Consider the following 24,086-nt stretch of genomic DNA (forward strand, 5'->3'; position numbering starts at 1 on the left):
CGAGCGGGATCGGTTGCCTGCGATCCTTAGGGAGTCCAGGTAGCCCGGGCAGGAGGCCCCGGCTCAGTGTTCGAAGGAAGGGAACGCCCGGAGCCCCAACTGTGACAACTCCGGGCGCTACAAGCTCAGGAGAAGGTGAGCTCACCGACCGGTGTGTGCGCGGGAAATGCCGCGTCAAGCGCCGTCGTCCCGGAGGCACCCTGCGTGATCGTTTCGATCGAACCGTGAACCGTCAGGCTTGGGGTCTCGTACTCTTGCTTTTCAACATTCTGTTCCATTCTATTCTCCAATTAAGACTGGAAGCGGCGTCGGAATGCCGCCAGCATATTGCTATGCTGCATCGCAATTGCTGCACGGCAACATTTATGAGTCAAGCCTGATTTACCAGGCAGTAATCAATTCTTGGTTGCGCAGGCCCGCGTCAGTGATGACGCCGCCGGCTTTTGCATCTCGGGCGAACACCGCTCGAACGTTCAACATCGCCTTTTTGCCGTCTAAGTAAGCGTATGATTTGATTGGGATAAGTCCGTAAGCTTAAGTGGCTATGTGGGAATCGCGAAGAAAATACTTCAGAAAATAGCGAATGCCGGCTCGCCTCGCCGCCACCGGATTTGTCTTCAAAAGTGATCGGCCATGAGCGAATATGAACGCTCAGGTTGCAGGCGCGAGGCGGCTTGGGAAGGCGCTGGATGGCGCTCCTGATTTTTTGGCGATGCTTTTCTTCGCAGTTGCGGTATAAACGCCGCCGCGGGCGGTTTTGCGGAGAGACGACAACGGGCATGACCGTGCAGGATGCTTCTTACGACAGGCTGCGTGCGACCGGCAGTGCCGACGAAGTCGCCTATGTGCAGGCCTGTCTGCGGCTGTTCTTCAATCCGACAGCGCGCGCGGTCGACCATGGCGGTATGCCGGCTCCGGCAATCTGCGTGGCCGACATTGCCGACATTGCGAGGTTGAACAAGGTCGCCGTCTTTATGCTCAAGGCTCTCTCGCATGGGGCCACCGGCGCGACGCCTCCCGAATTGCTCGCATGGCTCGATGGTTATCGCCGGCGTACCATGTCGATGAATGCCGCCTGCATCGGCGATTCGATCGCCATCCATCAGGTGTTGCAGGACAGGCAGATCGACTTCGTCTTCCTGAAGGGACCGCTCCAGCAGCAATTGCTCTACGGCGACCATTTCATGAAGCCGTCCGGCGACGTCGATATTCTGGTTTGCCCGTCCGGCTTCGCTGCCGCCCGCGAAGCCCTTCGCTCGGCCGGCTACGAGGTCGCCGGCAAGTCCCGGTCGGTCTGGTGGGTGCGTTTCCTCGGCGAGCAGCACATGGTCCGCGACGATGGCGTGCGGGCCGCAACGGTCGATCTCCATTATCGGCTGCAGCAGCCGGGCTCGCCGAGCCCGCGCGACATCGACGGCTTCCTGCGCCGCAAGCGCGAGGTCAAGGTTGCGGGCGCCTCCATGCCCCTGATATCGGCGTCCGACACGTTGCTCTTGTCCTGCATCAGCGTCGCCAAAGCCTTCTTCAACCGCGAGCCCTGCGCCGGCTATGTCTGCGACGTCAGAGCCGCGGCCGGCCGGCTGAACGAAGCCGAGCAGCAGAAACTGCTCGACCATGCCGCTGAGCAGGGCCTCGCCGACACGCTGCTACTTGCTTTGCGCGCGGCCGATGTTCTGCTTGGCGGTACCGGCACGCTGCTTTCGGACCGCGCCACCCGGATCCTGGCGCGCATCGACAATGCCGACCTCTTCCACATGGTGATCGCGCCCTGGCTGTCCTCGTTGCGCTGGCCGCAGCGGCGGACGGTGCTGTGGGAGCTCTGCGGTCGCGAGCCGGTGCGCTATCTGGCGGAGGCCGGCTGGGCGGCTTCCGCCGATCTCAGCCGGCGGATCTTCGAGCGGCCGGCCGCGGCCGCGCCGGTGCGGGGCAACGCATGAAGATCGGTTTTGCATTCATAGGCGGGCTGTCACTCACGCAATCGAAAGGTGAATCATGGCCGTGACGACCCCAAGGGTCTGCGTCATCATCGCTGCCCGCAACGCGGCGCGGACCATACCGGTCGCCATCGCTTCGGCTCTGCGCGAGCCGGAGGTGGCGGAAGTCGTCGTGGTCGACGACGCCTCCACCGACGACACACAGAATGTGGCGCGCGCCGCCGATGACGGCAGCAGCCGGCTCAAGGTGATGCGTCTCGACGTCAACCGGGGGCCGTCCTTTGCACGCAACGCCGCCATCAAAGCCTCCGTTTCGCCTTTCATCAGCATCCTCGACGCCGACGATTTCTTCCTCGAAGGCCGTTTCCGCCGGCTGTTTGCCAGCCCCGACTGGGATTTCGCGGCGGACAACATCATGCTGATCAGGGACGATGCCGCGACCGACCCCACCAAGGTCGCGGCTCCCTCCTTCGCGCCAGAACCGCAATTCCTCGACTTCGAGCGTTTCATCGAAGGCAACATTTCCCGTCGCCGCGTGCTGCGCGGCGAACTGGGCTTCCTCAAGCCGGTGATCAGCCGGGCGTTCCTCGATCGTCACGGGCTGAGCTACGATGAAAAGCTGCGGCTCGGCGAGGACTACGAGCTCTATGCGCGCGCGGTCGCCCGCGGCGCGCGTTTCAAGATCATCAAGACCTGCGGCTATGGTGCGATCGTTCGCGCCGATTCGCTGAGCGGCCGTCACAGGACGCAGGATCTGAAGCGGCTTGCCGATGCCGACCTGGCCTTGCTGGCGCTGGGCAACCTGCCGGAGGGCTCGAAGGCCGCGTTGCGGCGCCACGAGCGCCATGTGCGCGACAAATACCGGCTGCGGAATTTCCTTGACGTGAAGGCGGAGCGCGGCCTGGCATCGGCCGCCGCCTATGCCTTGGCCAGCCAGTCCAATCTGATCCCGATCGTTCGCGGCGTGGCGGCCGACAAGCTGGACGCCTTGCTCCGCCGCGCCGGCATTGCTGCGAAGCAGCAGGTGCCGCCGATGCGCTTCCTGTTGCCGGCAACAAGTGCCGCAACAGAATGATCCGACAAAGGCGGTCAGCGCGGGCGCCGTTCCCAAAAAAATCCGCTTTCCGAAACTACGAGGTTGCCTACTTGCCCCGAGAATGGCAAGCTATGCTGCGGTGCAGCAATTTCGAAAGGCCGATCGAATGGCTTCGATTTTTGGCTTCAGATCCAGGGATCCGGCTCGTGACCGGCAGACCGATCTCCAGCGGCTCGACCGTCTGGCGAAGCTGTTCGACCAGATCTCTGCCGAGATCGAAGCGGAAAAGACCGGGCTGGAGAACCGCTATCGGTCGACGGCGACCAACGCCGCTTTCCTGGTCGAGGCAATGGAGAACGGCTCCGCGTCGACAGACAAGTCGTCGGATGTCAACACGATGACCGGCGCGATCCTGAATTACGAGCGGCGCATCGCCGAACTCACGCGCCAGAAAGGTCTGATGAAGGAACTGCGTCATTCGCTCGACGCGATTGTCGACGAAAGTGTCGGGCAACCCGGTTCGCAGGGCGCACAGGCAAGGTCTGCGGGCAGAGGCTGACAGCACGTCCAGGCGCGGTCATAGCTGCAAAACATTAGAGGAGTAAGAGGCGGAGGATCAGAAGCGGCTCTCTGGAGGCGGGCCAGGAATGACTTTGGGTTGGGGCGGACAGCACAAAGGTAAGTTTGTCATGAACGCATATCCGAACGACACCTCCACCGCGGCTGCTTGCAGCATGCCGCGCGCGAATTCGAACAGGTCGAAGACGCTTAAGCTCTGGCTCGCCGGCGCATTGCTTGCGACCGCGGCCGCTATTGTGGCACCACCCCATTCGGTGCATGCCGAGGAGATGCAGAGCGCGCCGTCCTTCGTCGACAATTTTTCGAATTTCGACCGTTCGCGCTGGTTCGTCTCCGACGGCTGGAGCAACGGCAATCATCAGAACTGCACATGGTCGAAGGACCTTGTCCGGCTTTCGGACGGCGTGCTGTCGCTGAGCTTCGAAAAGCGCAAGCTGAAGGATCGCGACTTCGCCTGCGCCGAGGTCCAGACCAAGCAGCGCTATGGCTACGGCGTCTATGAGGCGCGGATGAAGACCGATACCGGATCCGGCCTCAATGCCGCCTTTTTCACCTATATCGGACCGCAGGACAAAAAGCCCTGGGACGAGATCGACTTCGAGGTCCTCACCAAGGATCCGACCAAAGTCCAGGTGAACAGCTACATCCAAGGCAAGCCGAAGAACGGCAAGCTGGTCGACGTCGAAGGCGGCGCCAATAAGGGGTTCAACGACTATGGCTTCGTCTGGGAGAAGGACCGGCTGCGCTGGTATGTCAACGGCAAGCTGGTCAACGAGGTGACCAACCCGGACGAATTGCCGACCAATCCGCAAAAAATATTCTTCAGCTTGTGGGGCAGCGACAAGCTGACCAACTGGATGGGCGCCTTTGCCGATCCCGGCCGCAAGGTGACCATGCAGGTCAAGCGCATCGCTTTCACGGCGCTCGGCCAGCCGTGCCAGTTCCCGGAGTCGCTGGCATGCACCATAACCAACAGCAACTAGGCATGTCCCCCAAAGTAGGAACTGGTTTTGGGATGCGGATCATGCCGAATATCTAGGCCTCATACAGGGCCTGGGGGACATCTTAACTGGCCGGGCCGTCTTTGCGGCCCGGCCTTAAACAGGAATAGAACCAAATGAATTTGACAGTGTTTGGAATTGGCTATGTCGGTCTCGTCCAGGCCGCGGTGCTTGCGGAAGTCGGGCACGAGGTGGTGTGCGTCGACATCGACGAAGCGAAGGTGGACCGGCTCAACCAGGGCTTCATCCCGATTTTCGAGCCCGGACTGGAAGCTCTCGTCAAGGAGAACCACGCCGCCGGCCGCATCCGCTTCACCACCGACGCGGCCGCGGCGGTCAAGCATGGCCAGATCCAGATGATCGCGGTCGGCACGCCCCCTGGCGAGGATGGCTCGGCCGACCTGAAATACGTGCTTGCCGTCGCCGAGGCCATCGGCCGCGAGATGGACGCGCCCAAGATTGTCGTCGGCAAGTCCACCGTGCCGGTCGGCACCTGCGAGAAGATCAAGGAAAGGGTCGCCCAGACGCTGAAGGCGCGCGGCCGCGAGGACCTGACCTTCGACGTTGCTTCGAATCCGGAATTCCTCAAGGAAGGCTCGGCGGTCGCCGACTGCATGAAGCCGGACCGCATCATCGTCGGGACGTCGAGCGAGGACACCGAGGCGGTGATGCGCGAGCTTTACGCGCCGTTCAACCGCAACCACGAGAAGATGATTGTGATGGATGTCCGCAGCGCCGAGTTCACAAAGTATGCGGCCAACTGCATGCTGGCGACCAAGATCAGCTTCATGAACGAGATGGCGAACCTCGCCGAGCAATTGGGCGCCGACATAGAGGAGGTGCGCAAGGGCATCGGCAGCGATCCGCGCATCGGCTACCATTTCATCTATCCCGGCCTGGGCTATGGCGGCTCCTGCTTCCCCAAGGATGTACGCGCGCTGATCAAGACCGCCGAGGGCGTCAAGTTCGACGCCAAGCTGCTGCGCGCCGTCGAAGAGCGCAACAACGCGCAGAAATCGGTGCTGTTCGACAAGGTCAACCGCTATTTCCAGGGCGCCCTCAAGGGCAAGACATTTGCGCTGTGGGGCCTGGCCTTCAAGCCGAACACCGACGACATGCGCGAGGCTCCGTCGCGCACGCTGATGGAGGCGCTTTGGGCCGCCGGCGCCAAGGTGCAGGCTTACGATCCGGAGGCCATGCAGGAGTGCCAGGCCATCTACGGCCAGCGCGAGGACCTTCTCTTGTGCGGCACCAAGGAAGCGGCCCTGCGCGGCGCCGACGCGCTTCTCATCTGTACCGAATGGAAGAGCTTCAGGGCTCCCTCCTTCGACGCGCTCAAGGACGCGCTGACGACACCGGTCATCTTCGACGGCCGCAACCTCTACGACCCGAAGGTCATCGCCCGCTACGGCATCGAATACCACTCGATCGGCAGGATGGCGGCATGACAGTGTCCGCCGCCAGCTTCCCGCCGCATGGCTCCGGCGAACGACAGTGGGACCGACAATGATGGAGGGTCGATAATGATCGTGCGCGTTTCGGGAGATTCGATCTGATGGTGATGGACGTTCAGCCCGAACAAATCGCCAACGAGCATTTCGACCTCGTCGTCATCGGTTCCGGGTTCGGTTCAGCCTTTTTCCTGCATGAGTTCCTGAAGCGGCGCAAAGCCCGGGTCTTGGTGCTGGAATGGGGCCGCCACAACACGCATGAATGGCAGCTTGACCAGAACGCCAACACCGACATAGACGACGAGAGCACTTATAAGACCGACAATGCCGACAAGCCGTGGAACTACACGATCGGCCTCGGCGGTGGCACCAACTGCTGGTTCGCGCAGACGCCGCGTTTCCATCCCAACGACTTCAGGCTGAAGAGCACATACGGCGTCGGCAACGACTGGCCGATCAGCTATGACGAGCTGGAGCCGTTCTACTGCGACGCCGAGGAGGTCATGTCGATCTCCGGCGACCCCGACATGGCCCGGATGCTGCCGCGTTCGCGGCCGTTTCCGCAGCCGCCGCACCGCATGTCGACGCCGGACCGGATGATGAAGGCGGCGCAGCCGGAGCAGCATTTCGTCATGCCGACCGCCCGCGCCCGCGTCGCGACGGCGCAGCGCAACTCATGCTGCGCCAACCTCAGATGCTGGCTGTGTCCGGCCGACGCCAAGTTCACCGCCAACAATGGTTTGATGCACGTCTTCCAGCACGCGGACGTGTCGGTTTGCTTGGGCGCCGAAGTGCGGCGGCTCGACCATTCAGCCGGCTCGGTGCGTTCGGTTGCCTTCCTGCGCGACGGCAAGGAATATTCGGTCAGCGGCGAACTCGTCATCCTTGGCGCCAACGCCATCCAGAGCCCTGCAATCATGTTGCGCTCGGGGCTCGGCGGCGAATTCGTCGGGCTCGGCCTGCACGAATCCTATGGCTGGAACTACGAGGTCTATCTCGACGGCGTCGACAATTTCGACGGCAGCACCATCACCACCGGCTTGAATTTCGGCCTCTATGACGGCCCGCATCGCGCCGAGCACGCGGCGGCGCTGGTCTATTTCGAGAACCGCTGGCAGCACGGCATGCGAGCCGAGAAGGGGCGGCTGCGGCAGGCGCTGCCGCTGGTCATTGTCACCGAAAACCTGCTCGACCCGGAAAACCGGGTGATCCTCGACAAGAACGAGAACGCCTTCGTCAGCTTCAAGGGAGCCTCCGACTATGCAACCAAGGGCATGGCCAAGGCGCTCGAGAGGCTGCCGGCGCTGCTCAAGCCTCTTCCGGTCGAGCAGATATTCGATCGCGGCATAAGGCCGACCGAATCGCATGTGCAGGGCACCTTGCGGATGGGCACCGGCCCCGCCGACTCGGTGGTCGACCGCGACATGATCCACCACCAGCTCCGGAACCTCGTCGTCGTCGGCACCAGCACCTATCCGAGCTGTTCCTGCGCCAACCCAAGCCTGACCGCCGCGGCGCTTTCGCTGCGGGCGGCGAGCCGGCTGGCATGAAGGAGGGGTCGATGAAGATCACGCGACGCACCGCATTGGCCGTTGTTGCCGGCGGCATTGCTTCGACCGGCATCGCCGCTGCGGCCGTATCGTCCTTCTCGGATGAGGATCTGGTCCGCATCACGCTCGAGAAATACTTCGGCCCGCTCAACATGCGCATCGAGCACCTGCAGCAATTCGTGCTCGAATTCCGCAACCGCAACCCGTGGATATTCCCGAGCGAAAAGCTGGCGGACGCGGTGACGCTTTTGGAGACCGTGAGGCTCGACAGGGCGCGCGAATTGCTGCCCAGGCGCAAGCAGCAGGATGTCGGGAATTTCGAGCGCTGGGTCATCGCCGAGTTCCACATGCTGACCGATTATGCCTGGCGCAGCTCGCCCCATGATCCGATCCGCTTCACCGGCTGGCATCCATGCACCAATCCGTTCGCCAATCTCGAGCAGCAGACTGCCTGACACTGCCCGCCGGCATATTTGCCGGCAAGCCAGGAAAACTGGCCAAGAAAAATGTGACAAGGAGCCGAACCATGAAAGTTCTCTTCGCAGGCGGAAACGGCTATCCGCCGCAATTCAGCGGCGGCGTCCAGTCGAGCACCCATCATCTGGCGGAACAATTGATCGAACACGGTCATGAGGCATCGGTGCTTGCGGCCTTGTTCGGGCAGGGCATGTTCGGATACAAGGCGCGCGCCAAGATGAAGCTCCTCGGTCAGCGCGCCGTCATTGACAATTTCCCCGGCTATCCGGTGGTGCGCGCCTGGTTCCCCTGGGAAGCGGCCGCCTTTGCCGTCAAGAAGCTGCAGCCGGACGTAGCGGTGGTGCAGTGTCACAAATCGGTTCCGCTCGGCAAGGCGCTGGAGGCCGAGGGCGTCCCGCTGGTGGTCTATCTCAGGAATGTTGAATTCCATGAACTCGGGGGCGATCTGCGCGAGCTGAACTCGGCGTCTTACATCGCCAATTCCGATTTCACGGCGCGCACTTACAAGCGCGAGTTTGGCATCGATTCCACGGTGATCCCGCCGACGATCAATCCGGCCTCTTACAGCACGCCGACGACGGGCGCGTACGTCACCTTTATCAATCCCTACGAGGAAAAGGGTTTCGAGCTGGCGGTGCGGATCGCGGCCGCCTGCAGGGAGATCCCTTTCCTGTTCGTCGAGAGCTGGAAGCTGGATGACGATCACCGCGCCCGCATCGCGGAAACGATCGCGCCGTTCTCCAATATCAAGCTCGAAAACCGCACCGACGACATGAAGACTCTCTACGGCCGCACCAGGATCCTGCTGGCGCCGAGCAAATGGGAAGAGGCGTGGGGTCGCGTTGCCTCGGAGGCCCATTGCAGCGGTATTCCCGTCGTCGGCTCGCGGCGCGGCGGCCTGCCCGAAGCGATCGGCTCCGGCGGCGTCGTGTTGGACTATGACGCGCCGCTTGAGGACTGGGTCGCGGCGCTCAGGCGGCTGTGGAACGATCGCGAGGAGTATCAGCGGGTCTCGGAAGCCGCGCTCACGTTCTCGCAGCGCCCGGAACTCGATCCCGAGCGCCAATTCGCCACCTTCTTCGCCTTGCTGGACAGGGCTGCCCGGCAGCGCGCCCGGCGCGCTGCTTAATGCATTTCGCCCAGAAGTATGCAGCGGTTCTGGGCGCGACAGGCATCGAAACAGCGACTGAAAAGCGCGTCGACTGAATTCGATTCGGCGCGAGGCACCTTAGTTCCGCGTAAGGCTTTGCTTACGCTGGCCTTTTGACCCGGCTCTTCAGCATTTCATAGGCGCGTTCACCGAGCAGGGCGCGCGCGGCGGTCTTGATGACCTTCTTGCGCCCTTCGGGCGAATTGATCTGCCTGAGCCGTGCCGGCAGGTTGCGGGCCGCCTGCTCCAGCGCCGGCAGGGAAAACGCGTCGGGAAAGCTCACGATGTTGGTTTCGACGCACAGCACGGGCTTGCCCGATAGCTTGGCGATCTTGAGCGCCTGCTCGTGCTCGCTCTCGATGAACAGGATGGCGTCCGACTTGCGATAGAACTCGGCCTTGAAGCTGCCATGCGCGCCAAGCCGCTGCCGCTCGGCCTTGCTCGGCAGGTCGAGCATGACGAGATGGTCATATTTGATCTCGTGCTTGGCCAGCCAGGCTTCAGTCAGCTTGCGATACTTTTCCAGCCGGCTGGTCACCAGCCAGCCGATCTTGCGCGTCGGCCCGAGAAGCGGCCGCGCCTCGGTGAGGAATTTCTCGTAGGCTGGGCCGTCGTCATTCTCGTCCGCCGTCGGATCGAGGCAAAGCACGCCGTCTATGTCGACGCAGCATTGCTCGAGGAAGACGTGGTGCATGAAGTTCCACTGGAACATCCTGGGATGCGGCACGACCTCGAAGACGATGTCGGTTTCGTTGTGCTGCGAAAGCAGGCCAAACACGGCCGCGTAGACGAAATCGCCCGGGATGCCGGCAGCCGCGATTTTGCTGCGCGCGTCGCGCATGGCGTTGCCGCCGCTAACGCTGTCGTCGATCACCAGGATCTTGCGCATTTCGGAATGCTGCCGATCGAGCGCCGCGCGCCGCTTGGTGATCCCCGAGGTGTAGATCTTGCCGGCGAGAAAGCTGTCGAGATCGGTCATCGGGATATTCGCCGTCAGGCTGACCAGCGTCGCGGCGAGGATGCCGCTTCGCGGCACGCCGACCACCAGGTCGATGTCGCGCGGCAGCCGGTGCAGGTTCCGCGCGATCGCGTCGTTCATGTCTGAGATCGATCGGTAATTCATGCTGTTGCCTAACCCTCAAAAGTCAGCAGTTTTGGGCTGTCCGGCCGCGGCCGGAATGCCTGGCGGTTTGCGCCGGCAAGGTCATTTCGCCTCGCTGGGCGCGGGCGAAAACCCGCGCGCCGGGATCAGCCGCAGGGCCTCCCGAAGCGCCTCGCGGCCGGCGCCGAAGGCGAGCGCGACGATGATGGTGACGACATAGGACAGCACGGCGCCGCCTGCGAGAGCGATGATGGGCTGCGCCTGCAGCATCGGCTTGGCGACCCAAACCAGGGCCAGCGCCAGATGCGCGCCGAGCACGAAGGGGGCGGCTGCGTGCAGCACATGGCTCGCCCGCAGCGGCCCGGCCTTGCCGACATAGAGCCAGAGGAAAGGCGTCCGCAAATATTCGCTGACCGCATAGGCGACCGCGACGCCGAGCGCGCCATAAGGAAGGCCGATGGCGAAGGCCAGCACCGAGGTGACGGCGGTGATGATGCCCCAGCGCATGAAATCGCCCGAACGGCCCTGGCTGACGAACAGCCATCCGGCCGGATTGTTGAGCGGCTGCAGCAGGCCGGCGAAGCCCAGCGCGAGGAAAATGTTGGCGCTCTCCCGCCATTGCGGGCCGAGCACGAAAGGAATGAGCGTATCCGACATGGCGGTGGCAAAGGCCACGCCCGGCAACGCCACCAGGAGGATCAGCGGCATGACGCGCAGATAGGCGCTGCGATAACGGTCCGGCTCGTCCTTCAGCCGCGAAAGTGCCGGCACCATCACCTTCGACAGCGGGTTGGTGATCTGGCTGAGCGGGAAAAGCAGCAGCTTGTAGGCGCGGTCGTAGAGGCCGAGCTGCGCCTCGCCCCAATATTTGCCGATCAGCACATTGTCGAGATTGCGGGCGAAGAAATTGGCGAAGTTGAAGCCGGTGATGCCGGCGCCGAAATTGATCAGCTGGCTGATGCCTTCGACCTTGCGCGGCAGCCCCGGACGCCAGCGCGATGACACCCAGTAGCAAAGCGTCGGCAACACGGCGCCGGTCAGCGTGCCGGCAAAAAGCGCCCAATAGGAGCGGTCGATGAAGGTCCAGCCGATCGAGACCACAAGGCCCGTAACGGCGCTGGCGACGTCGATGACGGCGAGCCGGCTGAATTCCATGCGGCGCGTCAGCAACGCCAGATGCTGGGCGCCGAGACCATAGGCCATGATCTGCAGGCCGAAGGCGGCAACCAGCCCGGTGACGCGCGGCTCGCCGTAGAAGGCGGCGACCAGGGGAGCCGCCGCAGCAAGCACGCAGGCCAGGATCGCGCTCACCGCCGTGTTGATCCAGAAGAGGTAGTTGACCTCCTCGTGCCGGATGCCGGTTTTCTGGATCGTCGCCTGGGTCAGGCCGAAATCCTGGAGCGCGATGAAGGCGAGCACCGGCGCGCACATCGCCACGACGCCGAAATCCTGCGGCGACAAAAGCCGCGACAGCACGATGACCGACACGATTTGGGTGGCGACCCGCACGCCCTGTGCCATCGCGGTGACGACGGCGCCGCGCCCGACCGATCTGCGCAGGGAGCCCTCGGGCGGATCGAATGCACTGGTTTCCAAATTCTGGATTCCTGATTTTGCGCCAGTCATCATCGCGACCGGCGCCCGCCGCCATGCACAAACTACCGCAAGAGGTTTTTGCAGCGCAACAAAAAATGTGCGTCGATTGCTACGCTGCACCAAAAATGTTGCGATGCAGCAAAAGCTGTACTAGCATCCCCTCTTGGGTGGCGGGCCCAAAAGCGGTCGAGTTTCATGCTGCATGTCTTGTACCTTGTGCATGACATATCCGACCCGGCGGTGCGCCGGAGGATAAAAATGCTCAGGGCAGGCGGCGCCGGGATAACCCTGGCGGGCTTCCGTCGCACCTCCAATCCGATCGCCGAGATCGAAGGCATCAAGCCCGTCGACCTCGGACCGACGCGCGATGGCCGATTCGCCCAGCGCATCGGCGCAGTTGCCAAGGCCGCCGTGTCGATCGGCGCCAAATTCGCGGGCCTGGCGCGACCCGACCTGATCATCGCGCGCAATCTCGAGATGCTGGCGCTTGCCAGCCGCGCCAGGCGCGCTTTCGGCGCCGGCGTGCCGATCGTCTACGAGTGCCTCGACATCCATCGGCTGGTGTTGCGCAACGACCTGATCGGCAAGACGCTGCGTGGCGCCGAGCGCCATCTGGCCCGCGACGTCAAGCTTCTGGTGACCAGCTCTCCCGCCTTCGTCGCCAATTATTTCAAGCCGTTCGGGCAAATCGCGGCGCCGGTCGAGCTGATCGAGAACAAATATTTCGACACCATGCCCGTGCCGGCGGATCATCGCCGCGAGGACGACAGTCCGGCGGCGCCGCCTTGGCGCATCGGCTGGTTCGGCGCGCTGCGCTGCCGGCGCTCGCTGGAACTCCTGGCCGAGTTCACCCGCCGGCAAGACGGACGCTTTGAAGTGGTGCTCAGGGGGCGTCCCGCGCTCTCCGAATTCCCGGATTTTCATGCCTTTGTCGAAGCCGAGCCCTGGCTTTCCTTCGGCGGCCCCTATCGTAATCCGGAGGACATGGCGGCGATCTACCGCGAGGTGCATTTCTCCTGGGCGATCGATTTCTTCGAGCAGGGCCAGAATTCCGAATGGCTGCTTCCCAACCGCCTCTACGAAGGCTGCCGCTTCGGCGCCGTGCCGATCTCGATGGCGAGCACCGAAACCGGCCGGTTCCTCAAGCAGCAGGACATCGGTGTGCTTCTGTCCGAGGCGACGTCCGAAGGACTCGACACCGCGCTCGGCCGAATGGGTCAGGAACACTACGGCAAGCTGAAGTCGCGGGTGCTGGCACGCAATCCGCGGACCTGGAGCTACGACCGCAGCGATTGCCTGGCTTTCGTCGACAAGTTGCGCGGCCTGACCGCCGGTCGCGGGAGCTTTGCGACCGAGGCGCTGGCATAGGATGGCTAAGAATGGACAAAACCCGATGACGCGCACGACGGCATCGAGCCTGATCGTCATCCCATGCCTCAACGAGGCCGCTCATATCGGCGGGCTGCTCCAGCGGTTGCGGCCGGCCGCGGCGCGGCTCGGCGCTCGCATCGTCGTGGCCGACGGCGGCAGCACCGATGGCACACAAGGCATCGTCGAAGAACTCGCTGCCGAGGATCCGCGCGTCATCCTGATCGCCAATCCGAAGCGCATCCAGAGCGCGGCCATCAACCTTGCTGTGGCGACCTTCGGCGACGACGCCGACTATCTTATCCGCATTGATGCGCATGGCGGGTATCCGGCCGATTATTGCGACAGGCTGGTCGAGGAAGCGCATGCCACGGGTGCGGATTCGGTCGTCGTCTCGATGCTGACCAGCGGCACGGGCGCGGTGCAGAAGGCCGTGGCGGCGGCGCAGAATTCCAGGCTCGGTACCGGCGGCTCCAAGCACCGCCACATGTCGGCCGGCGAGTGGGTCGATCACGGCCACCATGCGCTGATGCGCATTGCCGCGTTCCGCGCGGTGGGTGGCTATGACGAGAGCTTCAGCCACAACGAGGACGCCGAGCTCGATCACCGCCTCCGTCTGGCCGGCTACCGCATCTGGATGAGCGGCAAGACGCAGATGGTTTATTATCCGCGCTCCACCTTGAAGAGCCTGTTTTTCCAATATCTCGGCTATGGCCGCGGCCGCGCCAGGAACGTGCTCAAGCATCGCATGATGCCCAAGTTGCGGCAAATGATCCCGCTGCTGGTGTTTCCGGTGGTCCTGATGGCGCTCTTGTCTCCGATCTTTGTGCTGGCGGCCGTGCCGTTTCTGGTGTGGGCGGGTGTCTGCCTCGGTTACGGCATCCGGACCGCGATCAGCCAGCGCAACCCCGCCATCGCGTTGGCCGGCGTGTCGGTGATGGTCATGCATCTGGGCTGGTCCATGGGCTTTTGGCTGCAACTTTTCGGCCCGCAGCCGTCGCGTGAGGCGGCGTGATGGCTCCGAAGAAGAGCGGCAGCATCGACATCTGCATCTGCACTTTCCGCAGGCCGGAGCTTGCCGACACGCTGCGCTCCATCGCCGCGCTGGAGAACCCCGCCGGTTTCGAGATCGGCATCGTCGTTGCCGACAATGACGACGAGCCGAGCGCGCAGCCGCTGGTGAAGGCGCTGGCGCAGGAACTGAAGCTGCCGATCCGCTATCGCCACGCGCCGGCGCGCAACATCTCGATCGCTCGCAACGCCTGCCTCGATGCCAGCGTCTCGGGCCTCGTCGCCTTCATCGACGACGACGAGACGGCTTCGCCGGGCTGGCTCGTCGAACTCCTGGCGACCGCGGAGGCGACGGGCGCGACGGCCGTGCTCGGGCCGGTCCGCGCGATATATCGCCAGGACGCGCCGGACTGGATGCGCAAAGGCGATTTCCACTCGACCTTGCCCGTCTGGGTGCGCGGCGAGATCCGCACCGGCTACACCTGCAACGTCCTGCTCAGGATGACCGAGGAAAGCCTGCGCAACCGGCGCTTCAGCCTGGCGCGTGGCCAGACCGGCGGCGAGGACACCGAATTCTTCGATTCAGTGGTCAAGTCCGGCGGGCGCATCGCCTTTGCCTCCCAGGCCTTCGTCGACGAGGTGGTGCCGAGCTCGAGGGCCGCCTTCGACTGGCTGCGCCGCCGCCGCTTCCGCTTCGGGCAGACGCACGGCCATCTCATCGGGCGCAACATCGGCGGCCTGCGCCGCGTCTGCCAGATCGGTCTCGCCTCGGCGAAGGCGGGCTACTGCTTCGGTATGGCGCTTTTGGCCGCAGTCAGCCCGGTGCGACGGAACCGCAGCATGCTGCGCGGCATTATGCATCTCGGCGTCGTCAGCGGTTTGGTCGGAGTCCGCGAAATCCGCCAGTACGGCATCACTCAGCAGGAAGGGGAAAAGCGTGCAGCCTGACGTCAGCTTCGTCATCGCCGCTTACAACGCCGAGGCAACTCTCGACCGGGCGATCGCCAGCGCGATGGCCCAGCGCGATGTCGCGATCGAAGTCATCGTCGTCGACGACCGGTCGAACGACCGCACGCGCGATGTCGCGCGCGCTTATCCTCAGGACATCGTCACGGTGGTCGCGCTTCCCGCCAACCGCGGTCCTGGCGGCACCAGGAATGCCGGGCTCGATCTGGCCCGCGGCCGCTGGGTCGCCGTGCTCGATTCCGACGATGCCGTCCTGCCCGGCAGGCTGGCGGCCATGATCGCTAGGGCGGAGAAGGCGGGTGCCGAGATCGCGGTCGACAATGTCCAAGTCGTGCGCGAGGACGGCACGCCCGAAGACATGATGTTCCCGACCGGGTATCTCGAAGAACTCGGCGAAATCTCGCTGACCGACTATATCGCCGGCAACATCGTTTTCGAGTCCCGCTTCAACCTCGGATATCTGAAGCCGATCTTCCGGCGCCGTTTCCTGGACGACAATCAACTGCGCTACGACGAAAAGCTGCGCATCGGCGAAGACTACATTCTTCTGGCGAGCGCGCTGGCCAAAGGCGGCCGCTGCGTGGTCGAGCCGACCGTCGGCTACGTCTACCATATCCGCACCGGCTCGATCTCGCGCGTGCTCGAGTTGCATCATGTCGAGGCGATGGCCGAGGCCGATGCCGCGTTCGCGGCCGCGCATTTCATGGACGACGGCGCCAAGGCGGCTTTCGCCAGACGCGGCCGCAGCCTGCGCAAGGCCGCCTCGTTCCTGTCATTGGTGCACCACATCAAGGCGCGTGCGCCGCTGAAGGCGATACGCACGGCGCTCAGCGATCCGGCCGCGGTCCGGCATATGTCGATGCCGATCGCGGCTCGGCTGAGAAGGGTTGCGGCACAGTTTGCCGTGGGCACGGGGAGGTGAAGTATGCAGGCGCATGGAATGCGGTTTCATAGCCAGCGATAGGTAAAAAAGCGATATCCTCAGAAGGAATAAGCGATGCAGAAAGTCAGGAAGGCAGTCATACCGGTGGCGGGGCTCGGAACGCGGTTCCTGCCGGCGACCAAGTCGATGCCGAAGGAAATGCTGCCCGTCGTCGACAAGCCTGTCGTGCAATATGCCGTGGACGAGGCCTTCGAGGCCGGCATCGAGCACATCGTCTTCGTCACCGGGCGCAACAAGGCGGTCATCGAAGACTATTTCGACCTGCACCCTGAACTGATCGGGACCCTCGAGCAGACTGGCAAGAAGGCGCAGCTCCAATCGCTGGAAAGCTTGCTGCCGGTGGCCGGCGCCACCTCCTTCATCCGCCAGCAGTCGCCGCACGGTCTCGGCCATGCCGTATGGTGCGCACGCGACGTGATCGGCAACGAGCCCTTCGCGCTGCTGCTCCCCGACATGGTGTCCTTCGGCGCGCCGGGCTGCCTGGCGGAAACCGTCGACCTCTATCAGCGGACCGGCGGCAACGTCATCGCCGTCGAGCGCTGCGATCCTTCGGAAACCAGCAAATACGGCATCGTCGGCCGCGGCGCCGAGGTGGCCTCGGGCTTCGAAGTAACCGCCATGGTCGAGAAGCCGGCCCCCGCCAACGCGCCGTCGAACTTCTACATCAACGGCCGCTATATCCTGCAGCCGGAGATCTTCGCCCTGCTCGGCACCCAGCAACGCGGCGCCGGCAACGAGATCCAACTCACCGACGCCATGGTTCGACTGGCTGAAAGCCAGCCTTTCTATGCCCAGCCCTTCAACGGCCGCATGTTCGACTGCGGCTCCAAGGAGGGCTTCATCGAGGCCACCATCGCCTTTGCTCTGGCGCGCGACGACATGAAAGGACCTGTCTTCGAAATGCTGCAGCAATTCGTCCGGTCGCACGAGCGCCGGGAAGTAGCCGCATAATGCCCAAATTTTGGGTGCATATGCGAAATCGCGATGGCGCGACAGCCGCGCAAGCGCTTGGCCTTCTTGGCCGGGCGCTCCGTGGCACGAATGTTGCGTGGCCTTTTCTGGTAACGACGACACTCTTCGAAGGCCGGTAGCGCCTGCAACCTGGAATTGGACCGACGATGAATTATGCCAACTTTCCTCTCGACAAGAGGATGCCATTGCCCAGCACCGAACCGGAAAAGGGTGAAGACTTCATCGACATCGAGCGTCTGCTTGGCATGGCCGCCCGGCAGGCCAAGGTGGTGGCGGTCTGCGCCGTCATCGGTCTGTTCCTGGGTGTGATTTATCTCCAGACGACGCCCAAGCAATACACCTCCCTTGCGAGCGTGCTGATTGACGACGGCCTGAACAAGGTCGTGGACGACATTTCGGCTGTCAGTGCCACGCAGCAGACGGACGCGACGATCCTCAGCCAGATCGAGATACTCAACTCGGCGCGGCTGGCATCGGAGGTGGTCGACAAGCTGAAGCTGGACCAGAACCAGGAATTCATGAACCCGCCGCAATCGGCTTTGGCCCAGGGAATCGGATTCTTGCGCGGCATCGTCGGCTATTTCCGCAGCGGCGGCGCCAACCAAATCCCCGGGATCGAGAATGTCGATGCCGCAACGCGCGAAGCCATGATGAAGGCGGCAACCCATGACTACGCGGTCCTCGTGCTGCAAACCGGATTGATGGCGGATCGCAACGGCCGCAGCAATGTCATCAGCATCGGCTATCAGTCGACCAATCCGGCTTTGGCCACGGCCATCACCAAGGCCTATGCGGACGCCTACCTTGCCGACCAGCTCAACGCCAGCTTCGACGCCACCGAGCGCGCGGCCGTTTGGCTGCAGGGCCGGCTGACCGAACTGCGCGAAAGCTCGCAGGCAGCTGCGCTGGCGGTCGAGAAGTTCAGGGCCGAGCACGGGCTTTCCGCAAACAGCGACGGCCAGTTGCTCAGCGACAAGCAACTCGCCGACCTGAACGCCCAGCTCATCGTCGCGCAGGCCGATACAGCCCGCGCCAGCGCCCGCTACCAGCAGTACAAGGCGATCGTCGACAGCGGCTCCGAAAGCGCCTTCAACGATTCGGCGATAGCGGCCGATCAGCCGAGCAGCTCGGTCATCATCGCGCTGAAAACCCGCTATCTCGCGATCGCCAAGCGGTTGCAGGACGTCGAGAACAACTTCGGCAAGGATCACCCGCAGGCGGTTGCGCTGGCCAAGGAGAAGGCCGACGTCTCGGCGCAGATCTTCGGACAGCTGAAACAGATCACCGAAAGCTACCGAAACGACTATCAGGTGGCGCAGGCGCGCGAGACCGCGCTTAGGGAGAAAATCGCCACCCAGGCAGGCAAGAGCTCGATCGACAACCAGTCGCAGGTCAGGCTGAAGGAGCTCGATCAGCAGGCGCAGGCGCTGACCACGCTCTATCAGACTTTCCTTAGCCGTTACGAGGAAGCGTCGCAGCAGCAGTCATTCCCGGTCGGCAAGGTCCGCATCATCTCCGACGCGTCGATGCCTCTCACCGCCTCGGCTCCGCGCACCTTGCGTGTGCTGGCGCTCTCGCTGGTGCTTGGCCTCATGCTCGGCGCCGGCTGCGGAGGCCTGAACGAATTCAACGAGCGCTTCTTCCGGACAGGCGAGGACATTCGCGACCGTGTCGGCCTGAAGTTCCTCGGCTATCTGCCGACGATCGGTGGCGGCAAGGCCAAGGAGTCGAAGCCGGACGACTTGCCGGCTGACGGCAAGGTCACCAGCCTGTCGGCCGCCGAGAAACGGGCGCGCATGCGGGTGAGCCTCGATGCGCCGGCCTCGATGTTCGCCGAGACGCTCCGCAACGCCAAGATCGCTTTCGACGTGGTGATGGAAGACAAGGGCAGCCGAGTGATCGGCGTCATCTCCGTCCTGCCCGGCGAAGGCAAGTCGACGGTTGCGGCGAACCTCGCCGGTCTGCTCGCCGCCAACGGCGCCAAGACTTTGCTGATCGATGGCGACCTGCGCAATCCGGGCCTCAGCCGCAGCCTCGGCATGGAGTCGGAGCACGGGCTGATGGAAGCGGTGGTCAATGGACAGACCTGGCAGTCGGTCGGCAAGGTCGACCGCCAGACCAAGCTGGCGATCATCCCGGCCGTGGTGCGCGGCCAGTTCTCGCACACCAGCGAGCTTCTCGGCTCCGCCGGCATGCGGCGTTTCATCGAGAACGCCAAGGAGACGTTCGAATACATCATCGTCGACCTGCCGCCGCTCGGCCCGGTGGTCGACGCCAAGGCCTTCGCGCCGTTGGTCGACGGCTTCGTGCTCGTCACCGAGTGGGGACGCACGCCACGCGCCATGGTGCGCTCGATGCTGGAGTCGGAACCCTACATCGCCGAAAAGATCACCGGCGCGGTGCTCAACAAGGTCGAGCTGAAGAAGCTGGCGAAATACGGCTCTCTCGGCGGTTCGGAAAAGTTCTTCGACCGCTATTCGAGTTACTACCTCGAGAAGTCGGAATCGCGCGCCAAGCAGGCCGCCTAAAGCAGTTCATCCGACGAAAAGCCGCGGCGGTTATTCTCCGGTCGACAGCAGCCGCCCATATTTGCCGACGATCCTGAGGGCGGTCAGCCGGCCGCTCTGGAAGGCGCCGGTGTCGATGCCGAGCCGGCGCCCGTCGAGCGTCGGAACGTCCACGATCGTATGTCCGTGCACGACCCAGCGATCGAGGCGGTGAGCCGCCGCCAGGAACTCGGATCGTATGTTGAGCAGGTCGGCCTCGTCCTGCGCTTCGAGCGCGATGCCGGGCCGGATGCCGGCATGGACGAAAAGGAACCGCTCCGAACAGATCATCACCGGCAGCGTGCGCATGAAGGCGACGTGGGTGGCCGGAATGGCCTCCCGGATACGCTCGACTACCTCTTCGCTCGATCCGTAGAGATCGGCCAGGCGGTCGGGATCGATACCGTAGGAGAACAGCGTTTCCCGTCCGCCGACGCGGAGCCACGGCTCCAGTGACAGATGGCCGTCGAGATAGGCGAGCATCGCCACTTCGTGGTTCCCGGCAAGGCACACGCGCATGAAACCTTCTGGCGGCGGTGCCATCAAATGCTCGACCACGCGCCGCGAATTGGGCCCGCGGTCGACATAGTCGCCCAGCATGATGATGATCTTGCGGCCGCGGAACTGCAGCGCGTCGGCCTCGATCTTCTGCTCCAGCGTGCGCAGCTCGTCGTAGCAGCCATGCACGTCGCCGATCGCGTAGACCACCGTGTCGCGCATATCCATCATCAGCCGTTCGCGCGGCAAGGGCCGGGGTCGTCTCGATCGTTGGAACAGGCTCACGGATTGAGGCTCGGTACTCAAACTAGGGTCATGCCACGGAGCGTGGACCAAGCCTCGATATCATGTCGAATGCAAACATTTCCACACCGGGCTGCTCGATGCACATCGCCAAAAAGGCGCAGCGGTCTTGGCAAAACGACGTGCGTCAATACCCCGAAAAGCGTCGCCTGAACCGTTTCGGCGCGATGCGCTTTAGGCCGCTTTGAGCCGATAGCGGAAAAGCGTGCGGTCGAGCAGCATGCGGACGCGCGGCTCGGCCTCGGCCGCCACCAGCCAGCTTGCCGCGATCATGGCCATGCCGACGATCGGGATCGAAACCAGATATGGCACGCCGGCGCGGATCAGGACGCCGAGCAGCGCCGCGCCGACGACATCGTGGATGAGGTAGAGCGGATAGGTCATCAGCCCGATCCGGCGCCAGCCGCCCCAGGAAAGGTTGAGGCGCAGCGACCAAGCCATCAGCGCTACCGCGGCCAGGAAGATGATGATCGGCGGCGCATAGGGCATCGCCGCTTCCACCTTGATGCTGTGCACGTCGACCGAGCTTACGATCTGCAGCGCCCCTCCGGCGAGAAACAGCGCCGAGAAGCAGAGCCGTGCCGCTGTCACCGCCTTGAAGCGCATCAGCCAGATCAGCACGCCGACCGCGAAGAACGCGCCGTGATGCACCAGGGTGAGCTGCAGCCAGCGCGCCTCCGCGAGATCGGTCCAGCCGAAGGCGAAATAGAGACACCAGAACACCGTGCTGAGCAGGCCGATGATGACGGCGACAGCTTCCATCAGGTCGAATCGGCCGAACCGCAGCAGGGTCCAGACGATGGCGTAGAAGGCGATCTCGATGCCGAGCGTCCAGTAGACACTGTCGACCCATGGCTCGAACGGCACGAACAGCGCCGTGCGGGCAAGTCGCACCACGGCATCGGTCGGCCAGGAAAGACCGACCATCAGCAGCACGATCGCGGAGATGGGCGCGCAGACCCAGACCGCCGGCGCCAGCCGTCTGACACGAGCTTCGAAGAACTTCAGCGGGGTCGAATTCTCGGCGCTGAATGCGATGACGAAGCCGCTGATGACGAAGAACACCTGAACGCCGACCCAGCCGGAGCCGACAAACGCCATTTCGGGATGGGCAGGGATGCCGCCGGTCGAGCGCGCCGACACGCCGTCGGGAAACGCCCATACCCAGAAGCCGTAGTGATAGAACATCACCATGACGGCGGCGAAGAAACGCAAAATGTCGACGCCGCCGAATGTGGTCTTGTGCTGAGCCATGCCGTGCCTTCGGAACGGCCCCCCGGGCAGACTTCTAGGGGGTGCTGCTGCATTGCACAACAGTCGATTGCAGCGCAGGATGCATTCGTGAGGCTGCCTCGCGTTGCGATCCCGCGAGCGGCTAGATCCCGATGCCGCGCCCCTTGAGCGCCGCCGTGATCTCGTCGAGGATCGCGGGATCGTCGATGGTCGCCGGCATCGTCCATTCCTCCTTGTCGGCGATCTTCTGCATCGTGCCGCGCAGGATCTTGCCGGAGCGCGTCTTCGGCAGCCGCTTGATCGTCACCACCGTCTTGAAGGCTGCGACCGGGCCGATCCGCTCGCGCACCAGGCCCACCACCTCGCTTTCGATGGCGCCGGTGTCGCGCGCCACACCGGCGTTGAGCACGACGAAGCCGAGCGGCACCTGACCTTTCATCGCGTCGGCGATGCCGATCACGGCGCATTCGGCGACGTCCGGATGCGCGGCCAGCACCTCCTCCATCGCGCCGGTCGAGAGGCGGTGCCCGGCGACGTTGATGATGTCGTCGGTGCGGGCCATGACGTAGAGATAGCCGTCCTCGTCCATCATGCCGGCGTCGGCCGTCTTGTAGAAACCGGGGAACTCCTCGAGATAGGCTTGGCGGAAGCGGGCGTCGGCGTTCCAGAGCGTCGGCAGGCAGCCTGCCGGCAGCGGCAGCTTGACCACGACATTGCCGAGCGTGCCGCGCGGCACCTCGTGGCCGGCATCGTCGAGAATACGAATATCGTAGCCCGGCATCGGCACGCCCGGCGAGCCGTATTTCACCGGCAAAAGCCCGAGCCCGGCCGGGTTGATGGTCATTGGCGAGCCGGTCTCGGTCTGCCACCAATGGTCGATCACCGGACGGTTGAGCTTCTGCTCTGCCCATTTGATGGTCTCGGGGTCGGCGCGCTCGCCGGCGAGGAACAGCGTGCGGAATTTCGACAGATCGTATTTCGGCACGAACTCGCCGCGCGGATCCTGCCCCTTGATGGCGCGAAAGGCGGTCGGCGCCGTGAACAGCGCCACCACACCGTGTTCCGAGATCACCCGCCAGTAGGTGCCGGCGTCCGGCGTGCCGATCGGCTTGCCTTCGAAGAGCACGCTGGTGCAGCCATGCAGAAGCGGCCCGTAGACGATGTAGGAATGGCCGACCACCCAGCCGACGTCGGAGGCCGCCCAGAACACCTCGCCGGGGTTGACGCCGAACTCGTTGTCCATCGTCCATTTCAGCGCGACCATGTGACCGCCATTGTCGCGCACGATGCCCTTCGGCTGCCCGGTCGTGCCGGAGGTGTAGATGATGTAGAGCGGGTCGGTGGCCAAGACCGGCACGCAGTCGACATTGGCGCCGGCGGCGCGCTCGCGGGCGACCGCATCGGCATAGTCGATGTCGTAATTGTCCTTCATCTCGCAGCGCAATTGCTCGCGCTGAAGGATCAGGCAGGCATCGGGCTTGTGCTTCGACATCTCGATCGCCTTGTCGAGCAGCGGCTTGTAGGCGACGACGCGTCCCGGCTCCAGGCCGCAGGAGGCGGTGATGATCAGCTTCGGCCTGGCGTCGTCGATGCGGGTCGCGAGCTCATGCGAGGCGAAGCCGCCGAACACCACTGAATGCACGGCGCCGATGCGGGCCGAGGCTAGCATGGCGATCGCCGCTTCCGCCACCATCGGCATGTAGATAATCACCCGATCGCCCTTGCCGATGCCACGGTTCTTGAGGACAGAGGCGAGCGCGACCACCTCGCGCTTCAGTTCGGCATAGGTGAATTTCCGGATCGTGCCGGTGATCGCGCTGTCATGGATCAGCGCCAGCTGGTCGGCGCGCCCCCCCGCCACGTGGCGGTCGATGGCATTGAAGCAGGTGTTGCAGGTGGCGCCTGTGAACCAGCGGCCATAGACGCCCGCCGCCGGATCGAAGACCTTTTCGGCTGGCGAATACCAGTCGATCGCTTTGGCCGCTTCGGCCCAGAACGCTATGGGGTCGCGTTTCCAGCCCTCATAGACTTCGTGGTAGCGTGAGGCCATCGACTTTTCCTCCCCAGGAACATTCCGTCGTATGGCAATAGCCTAAGCCGCTTTGGCCGGCCATGTCTCCTCGCATTTTGGTCGGCGTTGCCGGCAAACGGATCCAGCCGCTCCCGGATCGGAGCGCGCTATGACGTCAGCAAGTGAATTCGGCTTAGAGCGGCAGTGCTGCCAGCATCAGCCCGACACCGCCGGCTATTAGAATGGCGGCGGCCAATGCCTTCCGATGGCGTTCGAATGCCGTCGGAGCGCGATCCCAGTTGTAACGCATACTGTCCACTCCCCAAAAAGCCGGCAGACTCTTAGCTTACTTATGGGAA

The 24,086-nt window shown here is 63.7% G+C and carries 20 protein-coding genes; 14 read left to right on the forward strand and 6 right to left on the reverse strand.

The window, feature by feature from the left end; translation table 11 throughout:
- Nucleotides 1-125 precede the first annotated feature (125 nt).
- Nucleotides 126-278 (reverse strand): lasso peptide, encoded by a 153-nt coding sequence (locus P9228_RS03760; RefSeq protein WP_082953851.1) that lies wholly within the window; start codon nucleotides 276-278, stop codon nucleotides 126-128.
- A 501-nt stretch (nucleotides 279-779) separates the two neighbouring features.
- Here P9228_RS03760 and P9228_RS03765 point away from each other — a divergent pair.
- The 8 genes from P9228_RS03765 (at nucleotide 780) to P9228_RS03800 (ending at nucleotide 9,157) form a co-directional block, all read left to right on the forward strand.
- On the forward strand, nucleotides 780-1,937 hold the full coding sequence (locus P9228_RS03765; protein WP_278052442.1) for a nucleotidyltransferase family protein: 1,158 nt from the start codon (nucleotides 780-782) through the stop codon (nucleotides 1,935-1,937).
- A gap of 55 nt (nucleotides 1,938-1,992) precedes the next feature.
- Nucleotides 1,993-3,009, forward strand: coding sequence for a glycosyltransferase (locus tag P9228_RS03770; RefSeq protein ID WP_278052443.1), 1,017 nt, complete (start codon nucleotides 1,993-1,995; stop codon nucleotides 3,007-3,009).
- 127 nt (nucleotides 3,010-3,136) lie between these two features.
- Nucleotides 3,137-3,529, forward strand: a complete 393-nt coding sequence (locus tag P9228_RS03775; RefSeq protein WP_067003728.1) for a hypothetical protein — start codon at nucleotides 3,137-3,139, stop codon at nucleotides 3,527-3,529.
- A 130-nt stretch (nucleotides 3,530-3,659) separates the two neighbouring features.
- The gene (locus P9228_RS03780) at nucleotides 3,660-4,532 is read left to right on the forward strand and encodes a glycoside hydrolase family 16 protein (RefSeq protein ID WP_278052444.1); all 873 of its coding nucleotides are present in this window, start codon (nucleotides 3,660-3,662) and stop codon (nucleotides 4,530-4,532) included.
- A gap of 134 nt (nucleotides 4,533-4,666) precedes the next feature.
- Entirely contained in the window at nucleotides 4,667-5,998 is a 1,332-nt protein-coding gene (locus P9228_RS03785; protein ID WP_095799210.1) for a UDP-glucose/GDP-mannose dehydrogenase family protein, read from the forward strand.
- Between the two features lie 107 nt (nucleotides 5,999-6,105).
- Nucleotides 6,106-7,551: a GMC family oxidoreductase gene (locus tag P9228_RS03790; RefSeq protein ID WP_278052445.1), complete on the forward strand. Its 1,446-nt coding sequence runs from the start codon at nucleotides 6,106-6,108 to the stop codon at nucleotides 7,549-7,551.
- An 11-nt stretch (nucleotides 7,552-7,562) separates the two neighbouring features.
- Nucleotides 7,563-8,006, forward strand: a complete 444-nt coding sequence (locus P9228_RS03795; protein ID WP_095777108.1) for a hypothetical protein — start codon at nucleotides 7,563-7,565, stop codon at nucleotides 8,004-8,006.
- 71 nt (nucleotides 8,007-8,077) lie between these two features.
- Nucleotides 8,078-9,157, forward strand: coding sequence for a glycosyltransferase (locus P9228_RS03800; protein WP_127216692.1), 1,080 nt, complete (start codon nucleotides 8,078-8,080; stop codon nucleotides 9,155-9,157).
- Nucleotides 9,158-9,278: 121 nt separating this feature from the next.
- Here P9228_RS03800 and P9228_RS03805 read toward each other — a convergent pair whose 3' ends face one another.
- Together P9228_RS03805 and P9228_RS03810 are read right to left on the reverse strand one after the other, a co-directional pair.
- A complete protein-coding gene (locus P9228_RS03805) occupies nucleotides 9,279-10,301 on the reverse strand; it encodes a phosphoribosyltransferase (RefSeq protein WP_127216693.1) in 1,023 nt (340 codons plus the stop codon).
- A gap of 81 nt (nucleotides 10,302-10,382) precedes the next feature.
- Nucleotides 10,383-11,876 carry a lipopolysaccharide biosynthesis protein gene (locus P9228_RS03810; RefSeq protein ID WP_278052446.1) on the reverse strand — a complete coding sequence of 498 codons (1,494 nt, stop codon included), beginning with the start codon at nucleotides 11,874-11,876 and terminating at the stop codon, nucleotides 10,383-10,385.
- A 195-nt stretch (nucleotides 11,877-12,071) separates the two neighbouring features.
- On the opposite strand from P9228_RS03810, the gene P9228_RS03815 reads away from it, so the two are divergent.
- From P9228_RS03815 to P9228_RS03840, 6 genes are all read left to right on the forward strand, one after another.
- Nucleotides 12,072-13,244 carry a glycosyl transferase family 1 gene (locus P9228_RS03815; protein WP_278052447.1) on the forward strand — a complete coding sequence of 391 codons (1,173 nt, stop codon included), beginning with the start codon at nucleotides 12,072-12,074 and terminating at the stop codon, nucleotides 13,242-13,244.
- A gap of 25 nt (nucleotides 13,245-13,269) precedes the next feature.
- Nucleotides 13,270-14,259 (forward strand): glycosyltransferase family 2 protein, encoded by a 990-nt coding sequence (locus tag P9228_RS03820; RefSeq protein WP_278052448.1) that lies wholly within the window; start codon nucleotides 13,270-13,272, stop codon nucleotides 14,257-14,259.
- Nucleotides 14,259-15,203 carry a glycosyltransferase gene (locus tag P9228_RS03825; protein WP_278052449.1) on the forward strand — a complete coding sequence of 315 codons (945 nt, stop codon included), beginning with the start codon at nucleotides 14,259-14,261 and terminating at the stop codon, nucleotides 15,201-15,203. The genes P9228_RS03820 and P9228_RS03825 overlap by 1 nt, the downstream gene beginning before the upstream one ends.
- On the forward strand, nucleotides 15,193-16,143 hold the full coding sequence (locus tag P9228_RS03830) for a glycosyltransferase family 2 protein (protein WP_127335200.1): 951 nt from the start codon (nucleotides 15,193-15,195) through the stop codon (nucleotides 16,141-16,143). Before P9228_RS03825 ends, P9228_RS03830 begins: the two co-directional genes overlap by 11 nt.
- Nucleotides 16,144-16,218: 75 nt before the next feature.
- Nucleotides 16,219-17,115, forward strand: coding sequence for a UTP--glucose-1-phosphate uridylyltransferase GalU (gene galU, locus P9228_RS03835; protein WP_095799217.1), 897 nt, complete (start codon nucleotides 16,219-16,221; stop codon nucleotides 17,113-17,115).
- Between the two features lie 167 nt (nucleotides 17,116-17,282).
- Nucleotides 17,283-19,664 (forward strand): polysaccharide biosynthesis tyrosine autokinase, encoded by a 2,382-nt coding sequence (locus P9228_RS03840; RefSeq protein WP_095824323.1) that lies wholly within the window; start codon nucleotides 17,283-17,285, stop codon nucleotides 19,662-19,664.
- 30 nt (nucleotides 19,665-19,694) lie between these two features.
- Here the strand turns inward: P9228_RS03840 and P9228_RS03845 are convergent, their stop codons facing one another.
- The 3 genes from P9228_RS03845 to P9228_RS03855 all read right to left on the reverse strand — a co-directional run bounded on the left by P9228_RS03845 (nucleotide 19,695) and on the right by P9228_RS03855 (nucleotide 23,766).
- Nucleotides 19,695-20,411, reverse strand: a complete 717-nt coding sequence (locus P9228_RS03845) for a metallophosphoesterase family protein (protein ID WP_164749204.1) — start codon at nucleotides 20,409-20,411, stop codon at nucleotides 19,695-19,697.
- 246 nt (nucleotides 20,412-20,657) lie between these two features.
- The gene (locus tag P9228_RS03850; RefSeq protein ID WP_067324249.1) at nucleotides 20,658-21,737 is read right to left on the reverse strand and encodes an acyltransferase; all 1,080 of its coding nucleotides are present in this window, start codon (nucleotides 21,735-21,737) and stop codon (nucleotides 20,658-20,660) included.
- A gap of 121 nt (nucleotides 21,738-21,858) precedes the next feature.
- Entirely contained in the window at nucleotides 21,859-23,766 is a 1,908-nt protein-coding gene (locus P9228_RS03855; protein WP_067324251.1) for a propionyl-CoA synthetase, read from the reverse strand.
- Nucleotides 23,767-24,086: the final 320 nt, after the last annotated feature.

The sequence above is a fragment of the Mesorhizobium sp. WSM4898 genome (assembly GCF_029625845.1).
Classification (GTDB): Bacteria; Pseudomonadota; Alphaproteobacteria; order Rhizobiales; family Rhizobiaceae; genus Mesorhizobium.

Coding starts and splice junctions, on each gene's coding strand:
- P9228_RS03760 (WP_082953851.1), bottom strand. CDS start 278: ATGGAACAGAATGTTGAAAAGCAAGAGTACGAGACCCCAAGCCTGACG.
- P9228_RS03765 (WP_278052442.1), top strand. CDS start 780: ATGACCGTGCAGGATGCTTCTTACGACAGGCTGCGTGCGACCGGCAGT.
- P9228_RS03770 (WP_278052443.1), top strand. CDS start 1,993: ATGGCCGTGACGACCCCAAGGGTCTGCGTCATCATCGCTGCCCGCAAC.
- P9228_RS03775 (WP_067003728.1), top strand. CDS start 3,137: ATGGCTTCGATTTTTGGCTTCAGATCCAGGGATCCGGCTCGTGACCGG.
- P9228_RS03780 (WP_278052444.1), top strand. CDS start 3,660: ATGAACGCATATCCGAACGACACCTCCACCGCGGCTGCTTGCAGCATG.
- P9228_RS03785 (WP_095799210.1), top strand. CDS start 4,667: ATGAATTTGACAGTGTTTGGAATTGGCTATGTCGGTCTCGTCCAGGCC.
- P9228_RS03790 (WP_278052445.1), top strand. CDS start 6,106: ATGGTGATGGACGTTCAGCCCGAACAAATCGCCAACGAGCATTTCGAC.
- P9228_RS03795 (WP_095777108.1), top strand. CDS start 7,563: ATGAAGATCACGCGACGCACCGCATTGGCCGTTGTTGCCGGCGGCATT.
- P9228_RS03800 (WP_127216692.1), top strand. CDS start 8,078: ATGAAAGTTCTCTTCGCAGGCGGAAACGGCTATCCGCCGCAATTCAGC.
- P9228_RS03805 (WP_127216693.1), bottom strand. CDS start 10,301: ATGAATTACCGATCGATCTCAGACATGAACGACGCGATCGCGCGGAAC.
- P9228_RS03815 (WP_278052447.1), top strand. CDS start 12,072: ATGCTGCATGTCTTGTACCTTGTGCATGACATATCCGACCCGGCGGTG.
- P9228_RS03820 (WP_278052448.1), top strand. CDS start 13,270: ATGACGCGCACGACGGCATCGAGCCTGATCGTCATCCCATGCCTCAAC.
- P9228_RS03825 (WP_278052449.1), top strand. CDS start 14,259: ATGGCTCCGAAGAAGAGCGGCAGCATCGACATCTGCATCTGCACTTTC.
- galU (WP_095799217.1), top strand. CDS start 16,219: ATGCAGAAAGTCAGGAAGGCAGTCATACCGGTGGCGGGGCTCGGAACG.
- P9228_RS03840 (WP_095824323.1), top strand. CDS start 17,283: ATGAATTATGCCAACTTTCCTCTCGACAAGAGGATGCCATTGCCCAGC.
- P9228_RS03845 (WP_164749204.1), bottom strand. CDS start 20,411: ATGATGGATATGCGCGACACGGTGGTCTACGCGATCGGCGACGTGCAT.
- P9228_RS03850 (WP_067324249.1), bottom strand. CDS start 21,737: ATGGCTCAGCACAAGACCACATTCGGCGGCGTCGACATTTTGCGTTTC.
- P9228_RS03855 (WP_067324251.1), bottom strand. CDS start 23,766: ATGGCCTCACGCTACCACGAAGTCTATGAGGGCTGGAAACGCGACCCC.